Annotated in this window: 19 protein-coding genes; 13 read left to right on the forward strand and 6 right to left on the reverse strand. The window is 69.3% G+C overall.

Annotation, left to right across the window (positions count from 1 at the left end; genetic code table 11):
• Window positions 1–138 precede the first annotated feature (138 nt).
• Both ACFORO_RS17880 and ACFORO_RS17885 read left to right on the forward strand, forming a co-directional pair.
• Window positions 139–1,266 (forward strand): sensor histidine kinase, encoded by a 1,128-nt coding sequence (locus tag ACFORO_RS17880; protein WP_377871003.1) that lies wholly within the window; start codon window positions 139–141, stop codon window positions 1,264–1,266.
• Complete coding sequence (locus ACFORO_RS17885) at window positions 1,257–1,901, forward strand: response regulator transcription factor (protein ID WP_354740027.1); 645 nt, start codon at window positions 1,257–1,259, stop codon at window positions 1,899–1,901. The genes ACFORO_RS17880 and ACFORO_RS17885 overlap by 10 nt, the downstream gene beginning before the upstream one ends.
• Window position 1,902: 1 nt before the next feature.
• On the opposite strand, the gene ACFORO_RS17890 is transcribed toward ACFORO_RS17885, so the two are convergent.
• A complete protein-coding gene (locus tag ACFORO_RS17890) occupies window positions 1,903–3,549 on the reverse strand; it encodes a DNA repair helicase XPB (RefSeq protein ID WP_354740029.1) in 1,647 nt (548 codons plus the stop codon).
• Between the two features lie 78 nt (window positions 3,550–3,627).
• Here ACFORO_RS17890 and ACFORO_RS17895 point away from each other — a divergent pair, with 78 nt between their 5' ends.
• Window positions 3,628–4,248 (forward strand): LppU/SCO3897 family protein, encoded by a 621-nt coding sequence (locus ACFORO_RS17895; protein ID WP_377871002.1) that lies wholly within the window; start codon window positions 3,628–3,630, stop codon window positions 4,246–4,248.
• 3 nt (window positions 4,249–4,251) lie between these two features.
• Here the strand turns inward: ACFORO_RS17895 and ACFORO_RS17900 are convergent, their stop codons facing one another.
• Window positions 4,252–5,148, reverse strand: a complete 897-nt coding sequence (locus tag ACFORO_RS17900) for an ABC transporter substrate-binding protein (RefSeq protein ID WP_354740033.1) — start codon at window positions 5,146–5,148, stop codon at window positions 4,252–4,254.
• 259 nt (window positions 5,149–5,407) lie between these two features.
• Here ACFORO_RS17900 and ACFORO_RS17905 point away from each other — a divergent pair, with 259 nt between their 5' ends.
• The 5 genes from ACFORO_RS17905 (at window position 5,408) to ACFORO_RS17925 (ending at window position 13,173) form a co-directional block, all read left to right on the forward strand.
• The gene (locus ACFORO_RS17905) at window positions 5,408–8,125 is read left to right on the forward strand and encodes a nitrate- and nitrite sensing domain-containing protein (RefSeq protein WP_377871001.1); all 2,718 of its coding nucleotides are present in this window, start codon (window positions 5,408–5,410) and stop codon (window positions 8,123–8,125) included.
• 3 nt (window positions 8,126–8,128) lie between these two features.
• The gene (locus tag ACFORO_RS17910) at window positions 8,129–8,806 is read left to right on the forward strand and encodes a copper homeostasis protein CutC (RefSeq protein ID WP_377871000.1); all 678 of its coding nucleotides are present in this window, start codon (window positions 8,129–8,131) and stop codon (window positions 8,804–8,806) included.
• A 577-nt stretch (window positions 8,807–9,383) separates the two neighbouring features.
• A complete protein-coding gene (locus ACFORO_RS17915; protein ID WP_377870999.1) occupies window positions 9,384–11,024 on the forward strand; it encodes a S53 family peptidase in 1,641 nt (546 codons plus the stop codon).
• 123 nt (window positions 11,025–11,147) lie between these two features.
• Entirely contained in the window at window positions 11,148–12,365 is a 1,218-nt protein-coding gene (locus ACFORO_RS17920; RefSeq protein ID WP_377870998.1) for an acyl-CoA dehydrogenase family protein, read from the forward strand.
• Window positions 12,366–12,456: 91 nt separating this feature from the next.
• Window positions 12,457–13,173 carry a hypothetical protein gene (locus ACFORO_RS17925; RefSeq protein ID WP_377870997.1) on the forward strand — a complete coding sequence of 239 codons (717 nt, stop codon included), beginning with the start codon at window positions 12,457–12,459 and terminating at the stop codon, window positions 13,171–13,173.
• Here the strand turns inward: ACFORO_RS17925 and ACFORO_RS17930 are convergent, their stop codons facing one another.
• The 4 genes from ACFORO_RS17930 to ACFORO_RS17945 are packed head-to-tail and all read right to left on the reverse strand — an operon-like array spanning window position 13,174 to window position 16,599.
• Window positions 13,174–14,031 carry an ABC transporter ATP-binding protein gene (locus ACFORO_RS17930; protein ID WP_354740045.1) on the reverse strand — a complete coding sequence of 286 codons (858 nt, stop codon included), beginning with the start codon at window positions 14,029–14,031 and terminating at the stop codon, window positions 13,174–13,176.
• Between the two features lie 15 nt (window positions 14,032–14,046).
• Complete coding sequence (locus ACFORO_RS17935) at window positions 14,047–14,871, reverse strand: ABC transporter permease (RefSeq protein WP_377870995.1); 825 nt, start codon at window positions 14,869–14,871, stop codon at window positions 14,047–14,049.
• On the reverse strand, window positions 14,868–15,635 hold the full coding sequence (locus ACFORO_RS17940; protein WP_344264904.1) for an ABC transporter permease: 768 nt from the start codon (window positions 15,633–15,635) through the stop codon (window positions 14,868–14,870). Before ACFORO_RS17940 ends, ACFORO_RS17935 begins: the two co-directional genes overlap by 4 nt.
• A gap of 1 nt (window position 15,636) precedes the next feature.
• The gene (locus ACFORO_RS17945) at window positions 15,637–16,599 is read right to left on the reverse strand and encodes an ABC transporter substrate-binding protein (RefSeq protein ID WP_377871184.1); all 963 of its coding nucleotides are present in this window, start codon (window positions 16,597–16,599) and stop codon (window positions 15,637–15,639) included.
• Window positions 16,600–17,298: 699 nt separating this feature from the next.
• On the opposite strand from ACFORO_RS17945, the gene ACFORO_RS17950 reads away from it, so the two are divergent.
• From ACFORO_RS17950 to ACFORO_RS17970, 5 genes are all read left to right on the forward strand, one after another.
• Window positions 17,299–20,388, forward strand: coding sequence for a nitrate- and nitrite sensing domain-containing protein (locus ACFORO_RS17950; RefSeq protein WP_377870994.1), 3,090 nt, complete (start codon window positions 17,299–17,301; stop codon window positions 20,386–20,388).
• Window positions 20,385–20,858 carry a roadblock/LC7 domain-containing protein gene (locus ACFORO_RS17955; RefSeq protein ID WP_377870993.1) on the forward strand — a complete coding sequence of 158 codons (474 nt, stop codon included), beginning with the start codon at window positions 20,385–20,387 and terminating at the stop codon, window positions 20,856–20,858. Before ACFORO_RS17950 ends, ACFORO_RS17955 begins: the two co-directional genes overlap by 4 nt.
• Before the next feature lie 27 nt (window positions 20,859–20,885).
• A complete protein-coding gene (locus ACFORO_RS17960; RefSeq protein WP_377870992.1) occupies window positions 20,886–21,662 on the forward strand; it encodes a DUF742 domain-containing protein in 777 nt (258 codons plus the stop codon).
• Entirely contained in the window at window positions 21,643–22,248 is a 606-nt protein-coding gene (locus ACFORO_RS17965) for a GTP-binding protein (RefSeq protein ID WP_067594789.1), read from the forward strand. Before ACFORO_RS17960 ends, ACFORO_RS17965 begins: the two co-directional genes overlap by 20 nt.
• Before the next feature lie 453 nt (window positions 22,249–22,701).
• Window positions 22,702–23,133, forward strand: coding sequence for a roadblock/LC7 domain-containing protein (locus tag ACFORO_RS17970; RefSeq protein WP_009083953.1), 432 nt, complete (start codon window positions 22,702–22,704; stop codon window positions 23,131–23,133).
• Window position 23,134: the final 1 nt, after the last annotated feature.

Consider the following 23,134-nt stretch of genomic DNA (forward strand, 5'->3'; position numbering starts at 1 on the left):
GATGTGGCCGGATCACCGGTGTCGCGTCGTGCGGGCTCGCGGAGGCGAAGGGTCCATCGACGCATCGCTCCTGCCGACCGGGAGAAATGCGGAAAACCGCAGAACTCCGCCCCCAACCGGCTGGCTAGCCTGATCAACGTGAACAGACCGCGAGTGCTGCGCCGGACGGCGGGCGTCGGCCTAGGTGCTCTGACGGCGCTCATCGAGGTGCCGTACGTGGTCCTCTCCGCACCGCTCCTCGCCATCCCAAAAGCACGGCCGAAGGTGCTCCGCGGCGCACGCAGGCTCGCCGAGATCGAACGCGCCCGCCTGCAGCGATTCTTCGACGCCAGCAACGGCGACGACTACGACGGTCGCCGAGCCCTGCAGTACCTCGTTCCGCGCAGTCTCACCGGGCTTCTCGCGCTGGGCGTGTGGGTGTGCATCGGCGCGGGCGCAGCGGCTGGCGCGCTCTACTTCGCCCAACTGGTCACCGGGAGGGCGCCTGGCGGAACCCCGGACGGGACTCTCCTGGACTGGCTCCCGGTCCTGGCCCTCGGCGCGATCGCGGTATTCCTTTGTGGACAGGGTCTGATCGGCGTAACCGCACTCGATCGGCGGCTGGCGAGGCGGTTCTTCGGACCCAGCGGTCAGGAACTGTTGCGGCGCAGGGTGTCCGAGCTGGCGACGACCCGGAGCGAAGTGGTCGAGGCGGTCAACGGCGAACGTCGTCGCATCGAGCGGGATTTGCACGACGGGGTGCAGCAAAGGCTGGTCGCGCTCGGAGTGCTGCTCGGCCGCGCGCGTCGGGCGGGCGACGCGGAGAGGGCGGCTGAGCTGGTCCGGCAGGCGCACGAAGAATCGCAGGAAGCGTTGCGTGAGCTGCGAGAGGTGAGCTGGCGCGTGTACCCGATCGCGCTCGACGAAAGCGGTCTTGAGGCCGCGCTGGAGTCATTGGCCGAGCGAGCCACGATCCCGGTCGACCTTCGTTACGCGCTCGACGAGCCCTCGCCGGAGGTGGCGACGGTGGTCTACTTCGTGGCTTCCGAATCGGTCACCAACGCGGCCAAGCATGCCAGCGCCAATAAGATCGCTATCGACGTCCGCCGTGAAGAAACCAAGATCGTCGCTGAGATCACTGATGACGGTTGCGGCGGCGCGACCATGAGCGAGAGCGGCGGATTGTCCGGGCTGGCAAGGCGAGTGGCGGCAATGGACGGCGATTTTTCCTTACAGAGTCCGGTAAACGGGCCGACCACGGTGCGGGTGACGTTGCCGTGCGAGTGATCCTGGCCGAGGACGCGGCCTTGCTCAGGGAAGGCCTCGTAAGGCTGCTGGCGGAGGAAGGGCACGAGGTGGTCGCCGCGGTGGGTGACGGCGAGAAGCTCCTCGAAGCGACCGCCGAACACCAGCCTGACGTGGTCGTCACGGACGTCCGCATGCCGCCGACCCACACCGACGAGGGGCTGCGCGCCGCCCTTGAAATCCGCGAACGCTGGCCGGATACCGGGGTGCTCGTGCTGTCCCAGTACGTCGAGAAACGCTACGCGGCCAAGCTCATCGGCGGCGACGGCGGCCGCGTCGGCTACCTGCTCAAAGACCGCGTAGCGCAGGTCGGCGACTTCCTCGACGCGCTGGACCGGGTCGGCGCCGGTGGCGCGGCATTCGACCCGGAGGTGGTGCGCAGGCTGGTCGCCCGCACCTCGCACGAGGACGCGCTCGCCCGGCTGACCCCGCGCGAGCGCGACGTGCTGGAGAAAATGGCGCAGGGCCACACGAACGCGAGCATCGCGACGCTGCTGTACGTCTCGCAGAGCGCCGTGGAGAAGCACGTGAACGCGATCTTCGACAAGCTCGACCTGCCGCAAGCGAAGGGGTACAGCCGCCGCGTGCTGGCCGTTCTCCGTTACCTCGGTTCGTAACTCACAGTGGTCGGCGCAGGTCCTCCGCGTCGACGATGTGGTACGCGTACCCCTGCTCGGCGAGGAACCGCTGCCGGTGCGCCGCGTACTCCGTGTCCACTGTGTCCCGCGAGACGATCGAATAGAAGTGCGCCTGCCGTCCGTCGCCCTTCGGACGCAACAGCCGGCCAAGGCGTTGTGCTTCCTCCTGCCGCGAGCCGAACGTGCCCGACACCTGGATCGCCACCGACGCTTCCGGCAGGTCGATCGAGAAGTTCGCCACCTTCGACACCACCAGCGTGCGCAGTTCGCCGCGGCGGAACTTGTCGAACAGTTCCTCCCGCTCCTTGTTCCGCGTCGCGCCCTGGATCACCGGGGCTTCCAGTTCCGCGCCCAGCATCTCCAGTTGGTCGAGGTACGCGCCGATCACCAGGGTCGGCTCGCCCGCGTGTTTGTCCACGATGGACCGAATCACCGGGATCTTCGTCATCGCCGTCGCGGCGAGCTTGTACCGCTCGTCGGAGTCCGCGGTGGCGTACTGCAGGCGCTCGGACTCGGTCAGCGTCACCCGCACCTCGGTGCATTCCGCGGGCGCGATCCAGCCCTGTGCCTCGATGTCGCGCCACGGCACGTCGTACCGCTTCGGGCCGATCAGCGAGAACACGTCGCCCTCGCGGCCGTCCTCGCGCACCAGCGTGGCGGTGAGCCCGAGCCGCCGCCGCGACTGCAGGTCCGCCGTCATCCGGAACACCGGCGCGGGCAGCAGGTGCACTTCGTCGTAGACGACCAGGCCCCAGTCGCGCGAATCGAACAGGTCGAGGTGCCGGTACTCGCCCTTGGTCTTGCGCGTGACCACCTGGTACGTCGCGATGGTGACCGGCCGGATCTCCTTCTTCTCCCCGGAGTACTCGCCGATCTCGTCCTCGGTGAGCGACGTGCGCGCGACCAGTTCGCGCTTCCACTGCCGCCCGGCGACGGTGTTGGTGACCAGGATCAGCGTGGTCGCCTTGGCGTGCGCCATCGCGGCCGCGCCGACCAGCGTCTTGCCCGCGCCGCACGGCAGCACGACGACGCCGGAACCGCCCGCCCAGAACGCTTCCGCCGCCTGCCGCTGGTAGTCGCGCAGGTGCCAGTCGTCCTCGGCGAGGTCGATCGGGTGCGCTTCGCCGTCCACGTACCCGGCGAGGTCCTCGGCGGGCCAGCCGACCTTCAGCAGCGCCTGCTTGAGCCGCCCGCGTTCGGACGGGTGCACGACCACCGTGTCGTCGTCGATCCGCGAGCCCAGCATCGGGCTGATCTTCTTGTTGCGCGAGACCTCTTCCAGCACCGCGCGGTCGGTCGTGGTCATGACCAGGCCGTGCGCGGGGTCGTTGGCGATCTGCAGCCGCCCGAACCGGCCCATCACGTCCACGACGTCGATCAGCAGCGGCTGCGGCACCGGGAAGCGCGAATATGTGGTGAGCGCGTCCACCACCTGTTCCGCGTCGTGCCCGGCGGCGCGCGCGTTCCACAACGCGAGCGGCGTGATCCGGTAGGTGTGCACGTGCTCGGGCGCTCGTTCCAGCTCGGCGAACGGCGCGATGGCGATCCGCGCGTCGCCGGCACGCGGATTGTCGACCTCGAGCAGCACGGTTTTGTCGGACTGGACGATCAGGGGGCCATCAGTCACCTCTCCTTTATACGTTCCCTCTCAGACCGCGGCCCGGGGATGCCAAGATGACAGGACGAAGCCGCGGGAGGGGACCCAGTGACCACACCACCGTTCGGCGTGCCGCCGGCCGCGAACCCGTACCAGGCGCCCCCGCGGCTGCCGGTCCAGGGCGGCCCGAAACGGGTGTCGGGCAAGCAGAAAGCGCTCTTCGCCGGGCTCGTCGTCGTGGCGCTCGGGCTCGGGACGCTCGGCGCGTTCGGGTTCGCCGCGGTCGCGCGTTCGGCGGGACCGCCGGTCGCGGGCAGTTGCCTCTACCTCTCGTCGCTGGGCTCGGAGACGCAGACCTACACCGGCGCGGACTGCTCGGAGCGGACCGCCACCTACCGCGTCGACACCGTCGTCAAGGGCCGGGCCTCCTGTCGCGGCGAGGACTACGTGCGGTTCGAGCTGTACTCGTCGTCGTCCCGCACCAGCGGCAGGCCGACCCAGACGCTGTGCCTCGCGCTGAACGTCGTGTCCGGTGAATGCGTGCGCGACGTTTCGGACGAATCGAAGGTCGGCAAGGTCGCCTGCGACGACCCCAAGGCGGAAGCGCGCGCGGTCGTGCACGACGGCGCGAAGTCGGCGTCGAGCTGCGGTGACAAGGACTTGTCGCTGGTCTACGCGGGGCCGCCGGTGCGCACGATCTGCCTGCAGCCGACCGGGGCGAGCATCTGACGCTTACAAGGCGTTCGGCAGCATCGCCGCCACGTCCAGCCGGTTGGCGAGCTGCCCGGAGCTGTGCATGAGGTCGGCCACGCGCTGCAGCCGGGTCGCCGACAGCGTGGTCGGGTAGCTGCCGAGCGAGATCAGCGCGGCGGTCGTCTGGTCGATGTCGGAGAACGACGGCAGCGCGTCGCGCACCTTCGCCGAGTCGGACGCGGCCAGCTGGGCCTGGGTGAGGACGTTCCGGAACGCGGTCAGCGTGCGCGGGTTCGCGGCGGCGAACTGGCCGGTCGCGGCGTAGCCCGACGCCGGGAAGTCGAGGGTCGCGCCGGTCGAGCCGTCCGCGAGGACCTGCGCGCCCAGCTCTTTCTCCGCGCGGGTGATGTACGGCTCGACCATCAGCGCCGCGTCCGCGTCCCCGGACTGCAGTGCGGCGGGCATCTGCGCGAACGGCCGGGTCGTGAATTGGATCTTCGATTTGTCGACGCCCGCCGTGCCGAGGACTGCCCGCGCGGTGAGCGCGCCGATGTCGTCGGGGGAGTCCACGGCGATCGTCGGCGACTTCTTCGCGGTCGGTTCGGTGTAGTCGGAACCGGGCAGCGTGACGAGCGCGATAGTCGTGCGGCCGAAGGTGTACGCCTCGCCTTGCAGTTGCAGCGCGGTGCCCGATCCCGCGGCGCGGAACAGGGACACGTCGCTGCCGAACGTCACATCGACCTGTCCGGCTTTCAGTTTTTCCACGCCGTCGCTGTCGCCGAGTTCCACCAGTTGGACATTCAACCCGGCCTGGCGGAACTTTCCGGCCGCGACCGCGATCCGCAGCGGGGCGGTGTCGATCGGGCTCGCGACGCCGACCCGCAGCGTCGCGCGTTCCGGCGGTTGAGCTTGTCCGGCGTCACTGGATCCGAACATGGAACAACCGCTGAGTGCGAACAACGTCGCCACCAGCGCAAACCTCAGACCGGTCGCTTTCACTCGCCATCCCCTGCCGGGAGAATCTCTGCCTCGTGCTGGATCGTATGGGCCGCTGCCCATACGATCGCCCGCAGGGCCGTGCCCCCGCCAGGGTGGCTTCCCGATCTTTTCGCCGGAAGCTACCGCTTGGTAGTTTTCGGCCGGAGCCCGAGGACGTCCGTGGGCAGAGGTTCCCGCGGCGGAAAAGGAAGCACAGGTGACCCGTCGCGACGACCGTCCCCGTTCGGGTGACGCGACGGATCCGGCTGCCTCGCGCCCGGTCGGCGGCGGCTGGCGGCTGCGGAACTGGCGGCTGCGCACCAAGCTCTTCGTCGTCCTGCTGATCCCCGCGCTCGCCGTGGTCGTGCTGGTCGGCCTGCGGGTCAACAGCGACCTGCGCGACGCCCGCCAGCTCGCCGAGTTCGCCGCCCGCTGCCGGGTCGACACGACGGTCGCCGAGGTCGTGCACCAGTTGCAGCGGGAACGCGACGTCACGGTCCGGTTCGTCGCGGGCGACCGAAAGGGGGCCACCGACGTCCTCGTCGGCCAGCGCACCCGGGTCGACCTGGCGATCGGCGCGTTCGAGCGGTCGCTCGCCGACAGCAAATCGCGGCTCGACGATTCCGCGGCGGGCGATCTGCAGCAGAGCGACGACCGGCTGCGAGTGCTTGGCGGCCTTCGGTATTCGGCCGAACACTCGGCGTATCCGGCCGACGCGGTGCTGCGCTCCTACAGCGAGCTCATCTCCGGCCTCCTCGACATCAGTGACACCGCGGCGGCCGACGTCACCGAACCTGATCTCGCGCGGCTGCGGCTGGCCGGGAACGCGCTCGCGCGGATCAAGGACCAGATGTCGGTCAAGCGCGCGGTCATGTCCGAGGCGATCGCGCAGGGCACGCTCAACCGGGACCGGACGCGCGCGTTGCTCGGCGCGGAAGCCGAGCTGGCCGCCGCGCGCAACGACTACCGCACTTTCGCCAGCGCGGACGAGCAGCGGATGTACTCGGACACGGTGATCGGCATCGTCGTCGACATCGGCAACGACATGGTCGAGTCGGCGCTCACCCGTACGGAGAACAACCAGTCGCTGTCCGGCCTGGACGCGAACCAGTGGGACACCGCGTCGACGTACACGGTCAATCTCGCCCACCAGGTCCAGCAGGCGCTGCTCGTCCAGCTTCAGGAGAAAACGGACGCGCGCGCCGCCAGCGCCCGCGCCTCGACGATCTGGGACGGCGGAATCGTCATCGCCGTCCTGTTGGTCGCCGGTGTCCTGTCGGTGGTGATCGCGCGCTCCCTGCTGCGGCCGTTGCGGATCCTGCGCCGCACCGCGCTGGAGGTCGCCGACCACCGGCTGCCCGAGGCCGTGCAGCGGCTGCTCACCGAGCCCGATCCCGCGCCGGAAAACCTGCGGCACCGGGCGGCGGTCGCGCCGGTGCCGATCTTCACCCGCGAGGAAGTCGGCCAGGTCGCGCGCGCGTTCGACGCTGTGCACGGCGAGGCCGTCCGGCTGGCCGCCGAGCAGGCGATGCTGCGCGAGAACGTGAACGCGATGTTCGTCAACCTGTCGCAGCGCAGCCAGGACCTGGTGGAGCGGCAGCTGTCCGTGCTCGACCGGATGGAGGCGGGCGAACAGGACCCGGACACCCTCGGCGGGCTGTTCGAACTCGACCACCTGGCCACCCGGATGCGGCGCAACAGCGAGAACCTGCTGGTGCTGTCCGGTACCGACCTGGTGCGCGAGGACAGCGGACCGGTGGTGGCCGACGAGATCATCGGGGCCGCACTGTCCGAAGTGGAGGATTACCAGCGGATCGAGGTCGGCCCGGCACCGGCGCTCGCGGTGCGCGGCGACGCGGTGAACGACCTGGTGCACGTGGTGTCCGAGCTGCTGGAGAACGCCACCCGGTACTCCGGGCCGCAGGCGGCGGTCACCGTCGAGAGCGCGCGGACGCCGGACGGGGCGTGGCGGATCGAGATCACCGACCGCGGCGCGGGCATGCCGCAGGCGGAGATCGACCGCACCAACGCGCGGCTGGCGCACCCGCCGGAGGTCGACGTCGAGGTGTCGCGCCGGATGGGCCTGTTCGTGGTCGCGACGCTGGCCGAACGGCACGCCATCGCGGTGAAGCTGAGCCCGGCCGAGGGACGCGGTCTCACCGCGACGGTCGTCGTCCCGGCGGCGTTGATCACCGAGGCCCCGCCGCTGCCGCAGCCGCCCGCACCGGTCGAGCCGGAACCCGCGCCGGAGCCGGAGCTGCTGGCCCCGCTCGCGCCGCTGACGCCGGTCGAAGAGCCGGAGGAGCCCGCCGAGCTGGTCGCGCCGACCCTCGACGACGCTGGTCCGCTGCGGCGTGCGCCGGTGGTCGAGGAAGCGCCGTCGTGGCCGGGGCCAGCGGCACGGTCGCATCTGGAGATCGACGCGCCGACGGACCGGATGCCTGCTTACCGCGACGTGCTCTCGCGCTGGTTCGACCTGTCGGCACCGGTGGAGGAGCCGGTGGCGCCGGAGCCCCGCGTGGTCGCGCCGATGCCGGAGGTGCCCTCGTTCGAGCCGGACTACCAGGCGGCGGAGCCGAAGCACGCTTACGAAGCACCGCCTGAGTTCCCGACCGACGACCCGGACGAGGCGGCCCCGGAATGGCCGGTGCCCGCGCAGGTGGAACAGCCGGAGTGGCCGGTGCCCGCGCAGGCGGAGCAACCGGAGTGGCCGTCGCCCGCGCACCTGGAACAAGAGGACGGGGCCGAGGACACCTGGCCGTTCCTGCGGGTCGCCGACGTGGCGGGCGGCCCCGCCGCGGCGGAGGAGCGGCGGCCGATACTCTCGCTTTCCCCCGACGCGGTGCGCGCCCGGATGACGAGCCTGCAAGGCGGCTTCCGGCGCGGCAGGCACGCCAGGGGGGAAGACACCCCGCCACTGGATCGAAACGGATGAGGCATGAGTTCGAACACCGCCCTGCTGGAAGTGATCGCGCTGGGCTGCCACGACGCGGAGCGGGCGCAGGAGGGCGGAGCGGACCGGCTCGAACTGGTCGCCGACATGGCCAGCGACGGGCTCACCCCCAGCGAGGCGACGGTGCGCGAGGTGCTCGCGGCCACTGATTTGCCGGTGCGCGTGATGCTGCGCGCGGAGAACACTTTCGACGCCCGCGCGATCGACGAGGTGCGCGCTTCGGCGGCCCGCCTGGTGTCCGCGGGCGCGCGGGAGTTCGTGTTCGGCTTCCTGACCGAGGACGGCGAAGTGGACGCCGAGGCGTGCCGTGTGCTGCTGAAGGAGATCGACGGACGGCCGTGGACGTTCCACCGCGCCATCGACCGTTCGCGCAACCCGATCGCCGCGTACGACGTGCTGGCGGAGCTCGGCTGCGACACCGTGCTGGCGGCGGGGCACGCGAACGGTGTCGCGAGTGGACTGTCGGTGCTGCAGCAGCTCGCGCGGCGCACCGACGGCCCGGCCCTGTTGGTCGGCGGCGGTTTGCGGGCGCAGCAGGTGCATTTGCTGCGGGCGGGCGGCGTGCGCGGATTCCACGTGGGCGGCGCGGTGCGAACGTCCGGTTGGGACGCACCGGTGGACCCGGCGGCCGTGCGCGAGTGGGCCGAACTCGTCAAGGGCTGACGCTCTCTCGGCAGCGGGTGCGGATCTTCGGGTCCGTGAGGGAATCAGAGTCAATGCCAGGAACTTAAGCCGCTCGACACCTCGGTCCGCTAAACCGTCCACAAAGGACGAAACCGGCACCGAAATGCCCTATTTGTCGCGATGTGACTGTGACTTGAAGTCCGTGAGGGGAACCCTGAGGGAATCTGATTCCCTCAGGGTTCCCCTCACGGACCGCAAACCCCGCGCGAGTGGAGAAGCCGCGCGAGCCGTCGAGGCCGGTCGTCGAGAAGGGAACCTCGCCGGGAATTCCAATTCCGGCAAGGTTCCCTTCTTTGCTTGACGACCACAGTGCGCGTGTGAGCGCAACCGGTCCGGATTGTCCGGCGCTTCCGGCTCGCGCCTTACGATGGTTTCCGGATTCGGCGGGACATCGCGGCGTGAATCAGTCATCAATCGTGCAAGTGGAAAACAAACCAACCGAGATAAGGTCAGCCAAAAGTAGGTTTCTTTGTTTCGTGCGGTTTTTTAGGGTCGGTGATACGGGTCGGTACCGCGATTTTGCCGGCTCGGTCCCCGCCTCTCGAGAGGAATTCTCATGCGCTTGCGCAAGCTCGTCGCCGCCGCGGTTCCGCTGCCGGCGTTGCTGTGCCTGTCCGTGGCCGGCGTCGCGAACGCCGATCCGCTGGTCGCCCTCTCCGGCAACGCCGCACCGCTCGCCGCCAGCGCGCGGTCCGGCGATGTTGCCGCCGATCAGCAGATTCCCGCCGCACTGTCCCTCAAGCTGCACAACCAGCAGGCGCTCGCCCGCTTCCTTTCCGACGTGCAGGACCCGGCCTCGTCGCAGTACCACCGATTCCTCTCTCCGGAGCAGTTCACTGCTACATTCGGCCCAACGCAAGCCGAAGCCGATCAGGCGGTGAATTTCCTCAAGCGCGGCGGCGCGCAGGGTATTCAGGTTTCCGGAAACCGTCAGGCGATCACCTTCTCGGCGACTGCCGGACAGCTGGAATCCGCCTTCCATACGCGCATCGGCAATTACACCGACACCGTCACCGGCCGGAAGTTCTACGCGAACGACTCCGCGCCGGAACTGCCCGCGTCGGTGTCCTCGGTGGTCGATTCGGTCGTCGGCCTCGACAACCACGCGGTGAAGCACCACGCGAAGCCGACGCAGGCGCCGCGCACGGTCAAGCCGGTCACTCCGACCATCCTCAAGACCGCGTACGGCACCAGCGGCATGTCCGCCACCGGCGCTGGCGTGAATGTCGGTTTCGTGGAGTTCGACGGCTACAAGAAGTCCGACATCACCGCGTACGACACGAAGTACGGCCTCAAGGGCGGTTCGGTCAACACGGTTTCGGTCAGCGGAGCCAACTACGACTCGAGCCCCGGCGACGGCCAGACCGAGGTCGACCTGGACATCGAGGTCGTGCACGCGCTCGCCGCCCCGGCGAACGACTACGTGTACGAGGCCCCGAACTCCAACGCGGGCGAGCTGGCGATGTACCAGCAGATCGCGTCGGACAAGAAGGTCAGCGTCGTTTCGATCTCGTGGGGCTCCTGCGAGGCGGCGGAAGGCTCGGCCGCGGCCAAGAGCGTCGACAAGGCGCTCGCGACCGGCACCGCGGAGGGCATCAGCTACTTCGCCGCCGCGGGCGACGACGGCACCACCGACTGCGCCCGCCAGACCGGCAGCAAGTCCCAGGCCGTTGACTTCCCGGCGTCGAGCCCGAACGTCTCCGGCGTGGGCGGCACGCAGCTGACGGTGAACTCGTCGAACGGCTACAGCAGCGAGACGACGTGGAACGACGGCGCCTCGGGCGGTGCCGGCGGCGGTGGCATCTCGACGATCTTCGCCGCGCCGTCGTGGCAGTCGAAGCAGAGCACGACCAAGCGCAAGGTCCCGGACGTCGCCGGTGACGCGGCCCAGGGCTCGGCGTACACGATCATCTCCGGCGGACAGGCCGGCAACGTGTGGGGCACCTCGGGCGCGGCTCCGCTGTGGGCGGGCTTCGCGGCGCTGCAGAACCAGGTCCACAAGGGCGGCCTCGGCAACCTGAACGCGAAGTTCTACGGCATCGGCAACGGTACCTCCTACGGCTCCGGCTTCCACGACGTGACCACCGGCAACAACACCTTCAACGGCACCACCGGCTTCTCCGCCGGCAAGGGCTACGACCAGACGACCGGCTGGGGTTCGTTCAACGGCTCCGGACTGTCCAAACTGATCGGCTGACAACGGCTGTCGCGAGCGCCTGTCCCGGTCGCCGGGGCAGGCGCTCGCGCGTGTCTTGTGGACTGCGGCGGCTACGGACAATGGCTGATTGACCAAGATCCGGGACGCTGTTTTGATGGCCGGGTGCAGCCTCTCCTGACGCCGAAGCAGCAGGCCCTCGTCGACCGCGCCGCCAAGCTCGCGGACATTTTCGCCGAGCGCGCGGCCGAGCACGACCGGGACAACACGTTCCCGCACCAGAACTACGACGACCTGCGCGAGGCGGGCTTCCTGCGGCTGTCGGTCCCGGAGGAGCTGGGCGGCTCCGGAGCCGGGCTGCCGGAAATCCTGCCGGTGCTGGAACGGCTCGCGATGGGCGACGGCGCGACCGCGCTGGCGTTCACGATGCACCTGTCGCCGCTGGGACAGTGGGCGAGCGTGTGGCGGCGCACGAAGGCGCCTCGGCTGGCGCAACTGCTGCGCAAAGCGGTGGACGGCGAACTGGTGTGGGCGTCGATCACCAGCGAAACGGGTCTGCGCAACGACATGACGGACGCGAAAACCCGCGCTGTCCGCGTCGAAGGCGGCTTCGAACTGACCGGCCGCAAGAGCTTCGCGACCAACTCGGCCGTCGCCACGCACTGCTCGACCACCGCCCGCTACGAGGACGCCGACGGCGGCCCGCGGCTGTTGCTGTGCCAGATCGGGCTGGACCAGCCCGGCGTCACGATCCACCAGACGTGGAACACCATGGGCATGCGCGGGACCCAGAGCAACGACGTCGAACTGGACAAGGTGTTCGTCGAGGACGCGGCGGTCGTGCACTCGCTGCCGGTGAAGCACCTCGACTCGCGGGTGCTGGAAACCGTGTGGGCCTGGGCGATGCCGGCGTTCTCGGCGGTCTACACGGGAGTCGCGGCGGGCGCACTGGACTGGACCGTGCAGACGCTGATCCAGCGCGGCAAGGCGGAGGACCCGGTGCTGCAGGACGTGATCGGCGAATGCCAGATCCTGCTGGAGAGCTCCCGCGCGCTGATCTACCGCCAGGCCGAGGAGGTGACGAGCCGCCGCCTGTTCACCGGGGACATCCAGGACGGCGTGGCCCGCAGCGCGGTGGTGAAGTACACGGCGGCGAACAACGCGGTCCAGGTGATGCAGCGGCTGGTCGACGCGCTGGGCGGCATGTCTTACACGAAGGCGCTGCCGTTCGAGCGCATGTGGCGGGACGTGCAGGCGAGCACGTTCATGCCGATGGGAAACCTGGCGACCCGGAAGCTGGTGGGGGCCAACGTGCTCGGCGTGCGGACGCTGCCGGAGATCGGTCCGGACGAGACCGGGCCGGACTCCCGGGCTAAGGGCTGAACGGGTGAACCCGGCCGGAACCGAGTGAGTTCTCGCTGCTCAAGGGCTATCTTGACCGCTTCGGTCTTGGTGTCCAGGGGAGGGACAGCGAGTGGCGAAGCAGAAGTTCCGGACGCTTAAGGACGGTCGGGTAGTCCCGATAGACGAGGGCGGTGGCGCGAAGGTCTTCGTGGCGGGAGCGGCGATAGTCGCTGTCGTCGGAGGCGGTACCGCGGCCGGAATCGGCGGGTCGGCGAGCGTGGGATCCGGGGCGGCGGCAGAGGCTTTGCCCGGAAACCTCGCCGGTGACGCAGCGGATTCCTTGCCCGGCCGCAGTCTTGAGACCCGCAAAGCAGAGGGCAAGAAATCCGCGAAGCGCGGCCGCAAGGACGAGACCTTCAGCCGCTTCAAGCTCAAACAGCTCAAGCAGACAGCGAAACACGAGATCGACTGCCTGCTGAACTCCACCGACCGCGTCCGCGAGTATCTCGCGGAGCACCGCTGCACCTCTTTGGACCGAAACCTCTTCGCCGTCGGCGACGGACACGGCAACGCCGCGGTGATTTCCGTTGCCCGCGTGGGGTTTCCGAAGAAAAGCGACGCCGAGGGCTGCGAGAAGGTCGAGGAGGTGCAGGGCAGCGGGGACATCAAACCCTTAGGCGCTGCCCTGCTCGGCCTCGACGGCGTGAAATTCTCCGGCCACCACTTCCGGTCCCGGGTGGACGGACGGGCGATGGTGGTCGCCGAAACAGAAACCGTTGCCGGGCAAGTAGATTCCGGCACCCTCGACGCTCTCGCCGACGTCTCGGTCTGGTTCCCGAAGCTGTGACTACTTCTTCTCCGAAACGACTGTCTCCGAAGCTTCGGAAGCAGCAGCCTCCGCCGCCTCCTGCTCCGCCAAATCCGCCGCGGCCTGAACCGCCGGGCCGTGCAGCAACCGCGCCACTTCACCGCGCAGCGAAACGAACTCCGCCGATTCCCGCGTCGTGATCTGGTCCCGCTGCGCGGGCAGGTCCACCTTCAAATCAGCAACGATCCGCGCAGGCGACTTCGACAGCACCAGCACCCGGTCGCCCAGGTACACGCTTTCGTCGATGTCGTGCGTCACCAGCAAAACCGTCGTGCCCTGTTCGACCTGGACCCGGCGCAGCAGGTCCTCCAGCTCGAACCGCGTCTGCGCGTCCACCGACGCGAACGGCTCGTCCATCAGCAGCAGCGCCGGACGGCTCGCCAGCGCGCGGGCGATCGACACCCGCTGCTGCATGCCGCCGGAAAGCTGCCACGGGTACTTGTTCACCGCGGCCGAAAGCCCGACCGCCTCGAGTGCTTCGGCGGCCCGCTCGCGCCGGGTCGCCTTGTCGAGTTTGCTCCAGCGCAGCGGGAATTCCACGTTCTTCGCGACCGACAGCCACGGGAACAGGGAACGGCTGTAGTCCTGGAACACCACGGCGAGATCGTCCGGCACCGCGGTGACGCGGTCGCCGTGCAGGCTCACCGTGCCGCCGGACGGCGGGATCAGGCCGGCGATCGCGCGCAGCAGCGTGGACTTGCCGCAGCCGGACGGGCCGACGATGCACGCCAGCTGCCCGGTCTCGACCGTGAACGACAGTTCGTTGACCGCGACGTGCGCGGACTCGCCGCTGCCGTAGCGGTGGCTGAGGCCGGAGACCTCGAGCATGGTCGACATAACGGGAAAACCTTCCTAGTTCCGGCCGGGCTGCCAGCCGAGCACCCGGCGTTCGATGCCGAGCAGCGCGGCGTTGAACCCGTACCCGAGGATGCCCAGCAGCACGATCCACGCCCACATCTGGTCGAAGTCGTACGAGCGCTGGGCGGCGAGCAGCGCGTAGCCGATGCCGTTGAGCGCCCCCACCAGTTCGGAGATCGCCATCAGGATCAGCGCGATCGAGAGCGACAGCCGCAGCCCGGCGAAGATCTTCGGCAGCGCCGCGGGCAGCACGACCAGCCCGATCCAGTACCGCTTCGGCGTGCGGAACGCGCGGGCCGTCTCCACCTTGACCTTGTCGACCGAGCGGACCCCGTCCACTGTGTTCATCAGGACCGGCCACAGCGAACCGAAAATGATCGTCGCGGTCTGCATGCCGGGGCCGATGCCGAACAGGATGATGAACACCGGCACCAGCGCGGGCGGCGGGATGGCGCGGAAGAACGCGAACAGCGGCCCCACGTAGTCCATTCCGGTGCGCGAGCGGCCCAGCGCGGTGCCGAGCGCGACGCCGATCACCACCGACAGCAGCCAGCCGCCCAGGACCCGGCCGAGGCTCGGCAGGATGTGGTCGAACACCGGGTCGCCGAGGAACAGCTGCGAAGCCGGTCCGGAGAACCACAGTTTCGCCGCGGCGGCGACGATCTTCGACGGCGGCGGGAAGAACACGCTCTCGCTCAGCCGCGTCGCGATCTCCCACAGCACCACCAGGATCACGAACAGCAGCCACTTGCGGGCGAACCCGCTGATGCCGCGGCTCATCCGGCGCGTCACGGTGGACGGCTTCTCGACCACGCTCACGCGGCGGCTCCTTCGACGGCGCTGCTCCAGCGGAACAGCCGATGCCCCAGCCGTTCCAGGCCCTCGTTGACGAGGAAGCCGAGGATCCCGGCGATGACCGTTCCGGCGAGCACCAGGTCCATCCGGCCCGGCCCGGAACTGGCCTCGAGCACGAACTGCCCGATGCCGAGTTTCGCGCCGGCCAGGAATTCCGTGCTGATCACCAGGATCAGCGAAATCGCGGCGGACAAGCGGATCCCGGTGAACACGAACGGCGCGGCGTGCGGCAGCGCGACCGAGGTCAGCACCCGCGAGCGCGGAGTTCCGTACGTGCGCGCGGTTTCCAGCAGCAGCGGATCGATCTCGGCCAGCGCGTAGATGGTGTTGAAGAGGATCGGCCACACCGCCGCGTACACGGCGAGCGTGATCTTCGCTTCCGGGCCGCCGCCGACGACGATCAGCACCAGCGGAATCAGTGCCACGGAAGGGATCGGGCGGAGGAATTCGACGATCGCCTTGGTCGCGTCGCGCAGCCAGGGGATGCTGCCGAGCAGCAGACCGGCGGGGACCGCGATGGCGATCGAGATGAGCAGCGCGATCATCCACGCGAGCACCGAGGCGACCACGTCGCGGACGAATTCGACGTCGCCGAGCAGTTCGCCGATCCGGGCGAACACGACGGTGGGCGGGGGAAGGTCGTTCTGGTCGATCAGACCGGCCCGCACGACGGCCTCCCAGATCAGGAGGAAGCCGAGCAGGCCGGTCAGGTTCCGGACGAGGCGCACGTCAGGACGCGTTCGCCTGCGGGACGATCATCGACTGCACGTCGATCTTCGACTGGATGGAACCGAACTGCTGCAGCAGGTCCGGCACGCGCTGGATGCGCCGTGCGTCCAAAGTGGACTGGAAGGTCAGCAGGTTCGTGATCTTCGCGGTCGCCTCGTCCACCTTCGAGAACTGGATCATCAGCGGCTCGATCTTGGAGCGGTCGGACGCTTCCTTGGTGGCCTTGAGCATCGCGCGCTGGAACGCCGCGACGGTCTTCGGGTTCGCGTCGGTGAACTTGCCGAGCGAGCCGTAACCCGCGGTCGGGAAGTCCTTCGTACCGCCGGAAGCGGTGTCGATGACCTCGACCGTCCCGTTGACCTTCGCCGACTGCGTGATGAACGGCTCGGTGAGGAAGCCCGCGTCGACGTCGCCGCGCTTGACCGCGGGGCCGATGTCCGGGAACCGCAGCGAGACCCACTTGACGTCGTTGAAGTTCACGCCGTTGTCGCGCATGACCGACTTGGTCAGGGTGTCGCAAATCGTGTTGGTCGCGGTGATCGCGATCTTCTTGCCCGCCAAGTCGTGCACGTTCTTGATGTTGCTGTTCGGCATCGCCACGACCTCGGTGCTCTTCGGGCCGGCCGAGGAGGCGTCGGCGACGAGCTTGATGTCCGCGGCACCCTTGCTCTTGGCGATGAAGAACGGCGTGTAGCTCGCGTAGGCGATGTCGACCTCGCCCGCCTGGAGCTTCTGCAGCGAGGCGTCACCGCTGGCGGCGTCGACGGCTTCGACTTCGAGTCCCTCGTTCTTGAAGTAGCCGTTCTGGACCGCGAGGTGGAAAGGCACCACGTCGATCGTCGGCATGATCGAGACCTTGATCTTGGCCTTCTCGACCCCGGAGCCGCCCTTCGAGCTGCCCGAATCGTCCGATCCGCCCAGCAGGCCGCATCCGCTGGCAGTCAAGGCCACGCCGCCCGCCATCGCGAGCGACAGGAATCCTCGCCTGCCGTAATCGCGCCGGCTGCTCACCGCTTCTTCAAACAAGGTCGCTCCTAGCAAATGGGCCCGCGTCTGGCATGGACGCGGGGGGAAGGTGGCTCATTGTCCGGAGTCACGCGGCTACTGTAGAGAACCAGGACGATCACTCACAATGGGTGTTCATATACGATTCAGAAGTGTTGCTGGTCACTCGATCAGGTGATCGAATCCGCTGGTATGCCGGGGTATGTGAACGACCCGTGGGTGCCCGAAGGGCCTTGATCCGCTGCCTGGGTGCTCTCCGGGCAACTTCTGGAGGGTTACAAATCGGCCAGGCGTTCGCTACCCTCTGCTCCTGCAGTGTGAGGTGTGGACCACCGATGTAGTGAGAGCGGGACATGCGAAAAGGCTCTCCGCACACGTCGGCTATTAGCCGGCGGAGGGTGGCCTCGGCCGAACGGACCAAGAGATCGACCACGTGCGGGGACCGAACGTCATGCCAGACCTGAACCGATTCCGCGCCCGAGGCGACGGGCAGCCGCACCGGGAAGTCGATCTTTTCACTCGAAAGGGTGTAACAGTCCGGGGCGCGGTCCAGACCACTCAGGTGGCGGATTACCTGCCGGGAGCGTGCGCGTAGTGGCCACGAGCACGGCAGGTTCGGAATCAACGGGCCCCTCGGGCCCGGACGGTGGTGCGGCGGTGCCGAACGAAGACACCGCGGGGGCAGGGGAGGCCTCCGCTCAGGAGAACGCGGGGACCGCGCAGCAGCGGTCCTGGCTCGCGCTCGGCAACTGGCGGCTGAGGTCCAAGCTCGCGCTCATTCTCCTCATCCCCACGATCACCGCGCTGGTCCTCGGTGTCCTGCGCGTGGTCGACGACGTGCGCTCGGCGGTGGAGCTCAACCACACCGCCAACCAGGTCGCCTTCGCCGAGAAGGTCACCGCGGTGGTGCACGACCTGCAGCGCGAGCGCGCGCTGGCCGTGGTCCGGATCTCCTCGGGAGACCCGCTGCGCCAGACCGGCCTCGACGCACAGATGGCGAAGGTCGACCGCGACGTCGACGACCTGCGCAACGCAGCGGTCAACCTCGAGAGCGACGACCAGGCGGCCAGCGACCGCTACGCGCACGGCCTCCAGCGCCTCGACGCGCTGCGCCCGCTGCGCGCGGCGATGACCACGTCGGCCTACTCCGACCGCGCGGTGCTCGACACCTACTCCTCGGTGCTCGACTCGCTGATCCAGCTCGGCCGCGAGGTCTCCACCGCGACGACCGACCGCGACCTGCTCCGCCTCGGCACGAGCACGCAGTCGATCAGCGAGGCGAAGGAGTTCATCCTCCGCGGCGACTCCGCGCTGCAGATCGCCGCGTTCCGCGACAACTTCCCCGGCAACCTGATCGACGAGACCCGGGCCGCCGAGGCCAGCGGCGACGCGTCGATCACCGCCTTCCTCGCCAACGCGACCGGCGACCAGGTCCAGCTCTACAACGACACCTACTCCGGACCCGAGGTCGACGAGCGTCGGCGGTTGCAGACGCAGGCCTTCTCCTTCGCCCAGCAGAGCCAGCCGCTCAACCTCGACGGCACCAAGCTCGGCCAGGACTCCACCGTCGCCGCGGACAAGCTGCGCGCGGTCGAGGTCAACCTGCTGACCCAGCTGCGCGCGCAGGCCGACGAACTGGCCAGCAACGCGGTCCGGTCGGCGTGGGTCGGCGGCGTCATCGTCCTCGCCGCGCTGGTCGCCGCGCTGATGCTGATGCTCGTCATCGCCCGCCTGATGCTGCGCCCGCTGCGGGTGCTGCGGAAGACCGCGCTGGACGTCGCTTACACCCGGCTGCCGGAAACCGTGCAGGCGATCCTGGACGACCCGGACCCGGTCAACGCCTCGAAGAAGGCGGTCGACCCGGTTCCGGTCCTCACCCGCGACGAGATCGGCGAAGTGGCGCGCTCGTTCGACGTGGTGCACGAGCAGGCGGTCAAGATGGCCGCCGAACAGGCACTGCTGCGCGAGAACGTCAACGGCATCTTCGTGAACCTCTCCCGGCGGTCGCAGCGGCTGGTGGAACGCCAGCTCGGGGTGATCGACCGGCTCGAGGCCGACGAGCAGGACCCGGACCATCTCGCGAGCCTGTTCGAACTCGACCACCTGGCGACCCGGTTGCGCCGGAACGGCGAATCGCTGCTGGTGCTTTCGGGCGCGGGCCTCGCGAAGTCGGTGCCGAAGCCGGTGCCGGCGGCCGACGTGATCGGCGCGGCGGTGTCGGAGATCGAGCAGTACGCCCGCATCGAGATCGGCATCGTGCCCGAGGTCGCGGTGCAGGGCCTCGCGATCCACGACCTCGTGCACGTGCTGGCGGAACTGCTCGACAACGCGACGTACTTCTCCGAACCGGAAACCAAGATCACCGTCCGCGCGGTCATCACGCGCAAGAAGGCGCTGGCGATCCAGGTCACCGACCACGGCGTCGGGATGACCGAGGAACGCCTCGCCGAGGTCAACGAGCGCCTCGCCGACCCGCCGGACCTGGACGTGTCGGTGACCCGGCGAATGGGTCTGTACGTGGTCGCCCGGCTGGCCCAGCGCCACGGCATCGAGGTGCGGCTGCGCGAGAACGAGGACATCGAGGGCGGCGTGATCGCCCGCGTCGTGGTCCCGGTCGAGCTGCTCACCCAGGTCCGGATGGTTTCGCCGACGATGCGGAACACCCCGCCGCCGCCGAACCGCAACGAGGTCTCGCACCCGAGCCTGCCGCCGCTGAACCGCGAGCCGGAGCCGCCGAACCCGCTTCCGCTCGCGCCGCCGCCCGCGGCCGCCGAGCTGACCGAGGCGATGGGCTCGGCGGGCGGGGCGTCGGAGAACGGCGGTCTGGTCCCGCTCGACCAGCCGATCAGCCTCGACGACCTCGTCGCGGGCAACCGCGCGGCCGGTCCGTTCCTCAGCCCGGCGACGCCTGCCTCGGAAACGCCGGCGTGGCCGACCGCGGAGGACCTCGCGCCGCTCACTCGCGAGTCGTACGGCGAGGGCGCGAGCCTGGCGCAGACCGAGTTCCCGCCGCTGGTGCTGCCGAAGCGGGAGCCGAAATACGTCGCGCCGGAAGCTCCGAAAGAGCAGCCGCCCGCCGAACCGGACGGTTCCGCCGCGCTCGAGGACGACGTGCCCACCCGGCGGCTGCCGATCTACCAGTCGGTGCTGTCGCGCTGGTTCAGCGAGGGCGAGGACGGCGAGAACGGCACCGGCGCCGCCGGGGCCGCCGTGCCGGAACCGGAAGCCGCCGAATCCCCCGAGGTCCCCGAGAGCCACGCGGCTCCGGTCGAGCCGCAGGAGACCCGGGCAGCCGAGCCCGAGCGGCGGCCCGCGCCCGCGGCGCTCGAATCGACGCCGCTCTACCCCGGTTCCGAGGAACCGGAGGACGACAGCTGGCACAGCGTCTCCGACGAGGGCTGGCACGCGGCGCAGTCGCTGCTCGAGTCCAAGAACGAGGAGATGACGTCCGCCGGGCTGCCCAAGCGCGTGCCCAACGCGTACCTGGTCCCCGGCTCGATCGGCAACGCGCCGGAACCGGCGCAGGCGCAGAACTCGTTCACCGACGCGACCGCCGGAATGCCCGGAACGGGTGCGATGACCCGCTCGGCGACGGCTGCCCGCAGCCGGATGGCAAGCTTCCAGCGTGGGTACAAGTCCGGTAGGCACGCACTGAAGGAGCGGCCGCCGGACGCCCGGCTCGACGACGACGGGGTTCGCGTCACCGGGGCCGGGTATGTGAGCGACAGCAGTGAGGAGCGAGAGTGACACGGGCGGGAGTGCAGCCGGGAGGCGGCTCGGTGCAGCCGAACGGCAGGCAAGCCGGCGGCGGGGCGAGCAGCTTCGCGTGGCTGATCACGGACTTCGTCCACCGGGTGCCCGGTGCGGCGCACGCGGTGGTCGTCTCGGCCGACGGTCTGCTGCTCGCGTCTTCGCGCGGGCTGCCGAAAGACCGGGCGGACCAGCTGGCGGCCGTCGCCTCGGGGCTGACCAGCCTCGCGCGCGGGGCGGCGAAGGTGTTCGAGGGCGGCCCGGTCGCGCAGACCGTGGTCGAGATGGCGAACGGATTCCTCTTCCTGATGTCGGTGTCCGACGGCTCGTGCCTCGCGGTGCTGGGCTCGCCGGAGAGCGACATCGGCTTGGTGGTGTACGAAATGACGCTGCTGGTCGAACGGGTCGGCCAGCAGCTGACACCGGAGATGCGGGCACAACTGCAGGGCGCTGCGGTCCGTCGCTAGGCGGACCTAGGACTACAGGAGTAAACCGTGGACGACGGGCGCTTGCGCGGCGATGGCCGGCTCGGTGACGAGCACACCGGGGGCTGGGGCGATCGGGATCAGAGCCGGGAGGACTGGAAGTCCTTCCGGGACCGGGTCGACCGCGAATGGCGTTCGAGGGACGTCCAAGCCGCGGATTCCGAACCGGTGCGCGAACCGCCGAACTGGCTGACCGATTCCAATGCCGGGCAGCAGCCGGGCATCACCGCGGTGCCCGGGTACCGCGAGCGGCTGCTCGGCGGGCCGGGTTCGGAGCTGTTCGGCGGGGCGAGCGGACCGCTGTACGACTCGGCCGAGTTCGCCGCGTTCAGCGCCGAACGCGACGGGTCGCCGGGGCCGCCGAGCTACCCGTCGAACGAGCTGGCCGCCGCGCTGCCGATGCAGGCGGCCGGCGAATACGTGGACGAGCCCGCCGAGGTGGAGACCTCCGGGCTGGTCCGGCCTTACTTCCGTACCCGAGGGCGCACGAGGCCGACCTACGATCTCGCGATCGAGGCCCTGGTGTCGACGAGCGAGCAGGGCCGGGTGCTCGACCGCGTCCGGATGCCGGAGCACCGGTCCATCTGCGACCTGTGCCTCGACACCCGGTCCGTCGCCGAGGTGGCCGCGCTGCTGCGGCTGCCGCTCGGCGTGGTGCGAGTGCTGATTGGTGACGTGGCGGGCCTCGGCCTGGTGCTCGTGCACACGAGCAGCAGCACGAATTCGGGCGACCGCCCCAGTATCGAGTTCATGGAAAGGGTGCTCAGTGGGCTTCGGAGAATTTGACTCCGACGCGAACACACCGCATACGGGTCCGACCTCGTCGGCCAAGATCGTGGTCGCGGGTGGGTTCGGTTCGGGCAAGACGACTATGGTCGGGGCGATCTCCGAGATCGACCCGCTGACCACCGAGGCCATGATGACCGAGGCCAGCGTGGGCCACGACGACGTGTCGGCGACGCCGAACAAGTCGACGACCACGGTGGCGATGGACTTCGGCCGGATCTCGCTCGACTCCGACCTGGTGCTGTACGTGTTCGGCACGCCGGGCCAGCACCGGTTCTGGTTCATGTGGGACGACCTCGCCGTCGGCGCGATCGGTGCGGTCGTGCTCGTGGACACGCGCCGGCTCGCGGACGCGTTCCCGTCCATCGACTTCTTCGAGAACCGGAAGCTGCCGTACGTCGTGGCGATCAACTGCTTCGACCGGCTGCTGCACCACCAGATCGAAGACGTGCGGCACGCGCTCACCATCTCGCCGTCGGTGCCGATCATGGCGTGCGACGCGCGGGAGCGGGATTCGGCGAAGCAGGTGCTGATCTCCGTCGTGCAGCACGCGATCGCGCACGACACGGCTTTGCGGGCGGGCTAGTCCCGTCCGCGGTCCCCGCCGTCGTCTGCGAAGGAGGCGTACGCCGACTCCCAGATTCCCGTTACACCCCGGCTCGGGTGCGGCCGTTGGAGTGAACTCCGCGCGCTTCACCCGCTTCGGGGAGTGGTGCCTCCGAGCGGGGCAGGCTGAGTAGTCCTGTCCCCTCGCGCCCGAGGCCGGCCGCCCCTGATCGGGGCGTCGGACCGGCGGTGACCTGCACGGACATCCCGCTGCGCACGGTGGCCGCCGCCACCACCGAGTGACCCGCGAATGCGTGGTTGTGCATGCGTTCGCGCGACGTTACATCCGGCAGACACGTACCGTGCCCGGGCACACGCTCGACACGACCGGGTGCGTGAATACGCTGGAACGACGACTTCACCGCGGCCGGGCGAGGATGGCCGGCAGGCGGCGAACGGGCGTCCGGCAGCGTTCGAGGAGCTTGGAGGGGCAGTGACCGATTCCGACCGGCCAGCGGACCAGGGCACGTTCAGCTGGCTGATCTCGGATTTCGTGCGCCGGGTCCCGGGTGCGGCGCACGCGGTCCTGGTGTCGGCGGACGGACTGATGCTCGCGCCCTCGGAAGGCTTGCCGCAGGAGCGCGCCGAACAGCTCTCGGCGGTGGCGTCCGGGCTGATCAGCCTGACCCAGGGCGCGGCGCGCTGCTTCGAGGCGGGCGGCGTGAACCAGACCGTGGTCGAGATGGAACGCGGATACCTGTTCCTGATGTCGGTCTCGGACGGTTCCTGCCTCGCGGTGCTCGCCGCGCCGACGTGTGACATCGGGACGGTCGCGTACGAGATGACTCTGCTGGTGGAGCGGGTCGGCGAGCAGATCACGCCGGAACTGCGCGCCCAGCTGCAGGGCGGCGGGGTGCTGGGGTAGC

The organism is Amycolatopsis halotolerans, from assembly GCF_042647905.1.
Taxonomy (GTDB): domain Bacteria; phylum Actinomycetota; class Actinomycetes; order Mycobacteriales; family Pseudonocardiaceae; genus Amycolatopsis; species Amycolatopsis halotolerans.

What these genes read in the sequence shown, in the direction of transcription:
- ACFORO_RS17945 (WP_377871184.1), bottom strand. Translation starts at nt 16,599, where the DNA reads ATGGCGGGCGGCGTGGCCTTGACTGCCAGCGGATGCGGCCTGCTGGGC.
- ACFORO_RS17910 (WP_377871000.1), top strand. Translation starts at nt 8,129, where the DNA reads ATGAGTTCGAACACCGCCCTGCTGGAAGTGATCGCGCTGGGCTGCCAC.
- ACFORO_RS17915 (WP_377870999.1), top strand. Translation starts at nt 9,384, where the DNA reads ATGCGCTTGCGCAAGCTCGTCGCCGCCGCGGTTCCGCTGCCGGCGTTG.
- ACFORO_RS17900 (WP_354740033.1), bottom strand. Translation starts at nt 5,148, where the DNA reads ATGTTCGGATCCAGTGACGCCGGACAAGCTCAACCGCCGGAACGCGCG.
- ACFORO_RS17930 (WP_354740045.1), bottom strand. Translation starts at nt 14,031, where the DNA reads ATGTCGACCATGCTCGAGGTCTCCGGCCTCAGCCACCGCTACGGCAGC.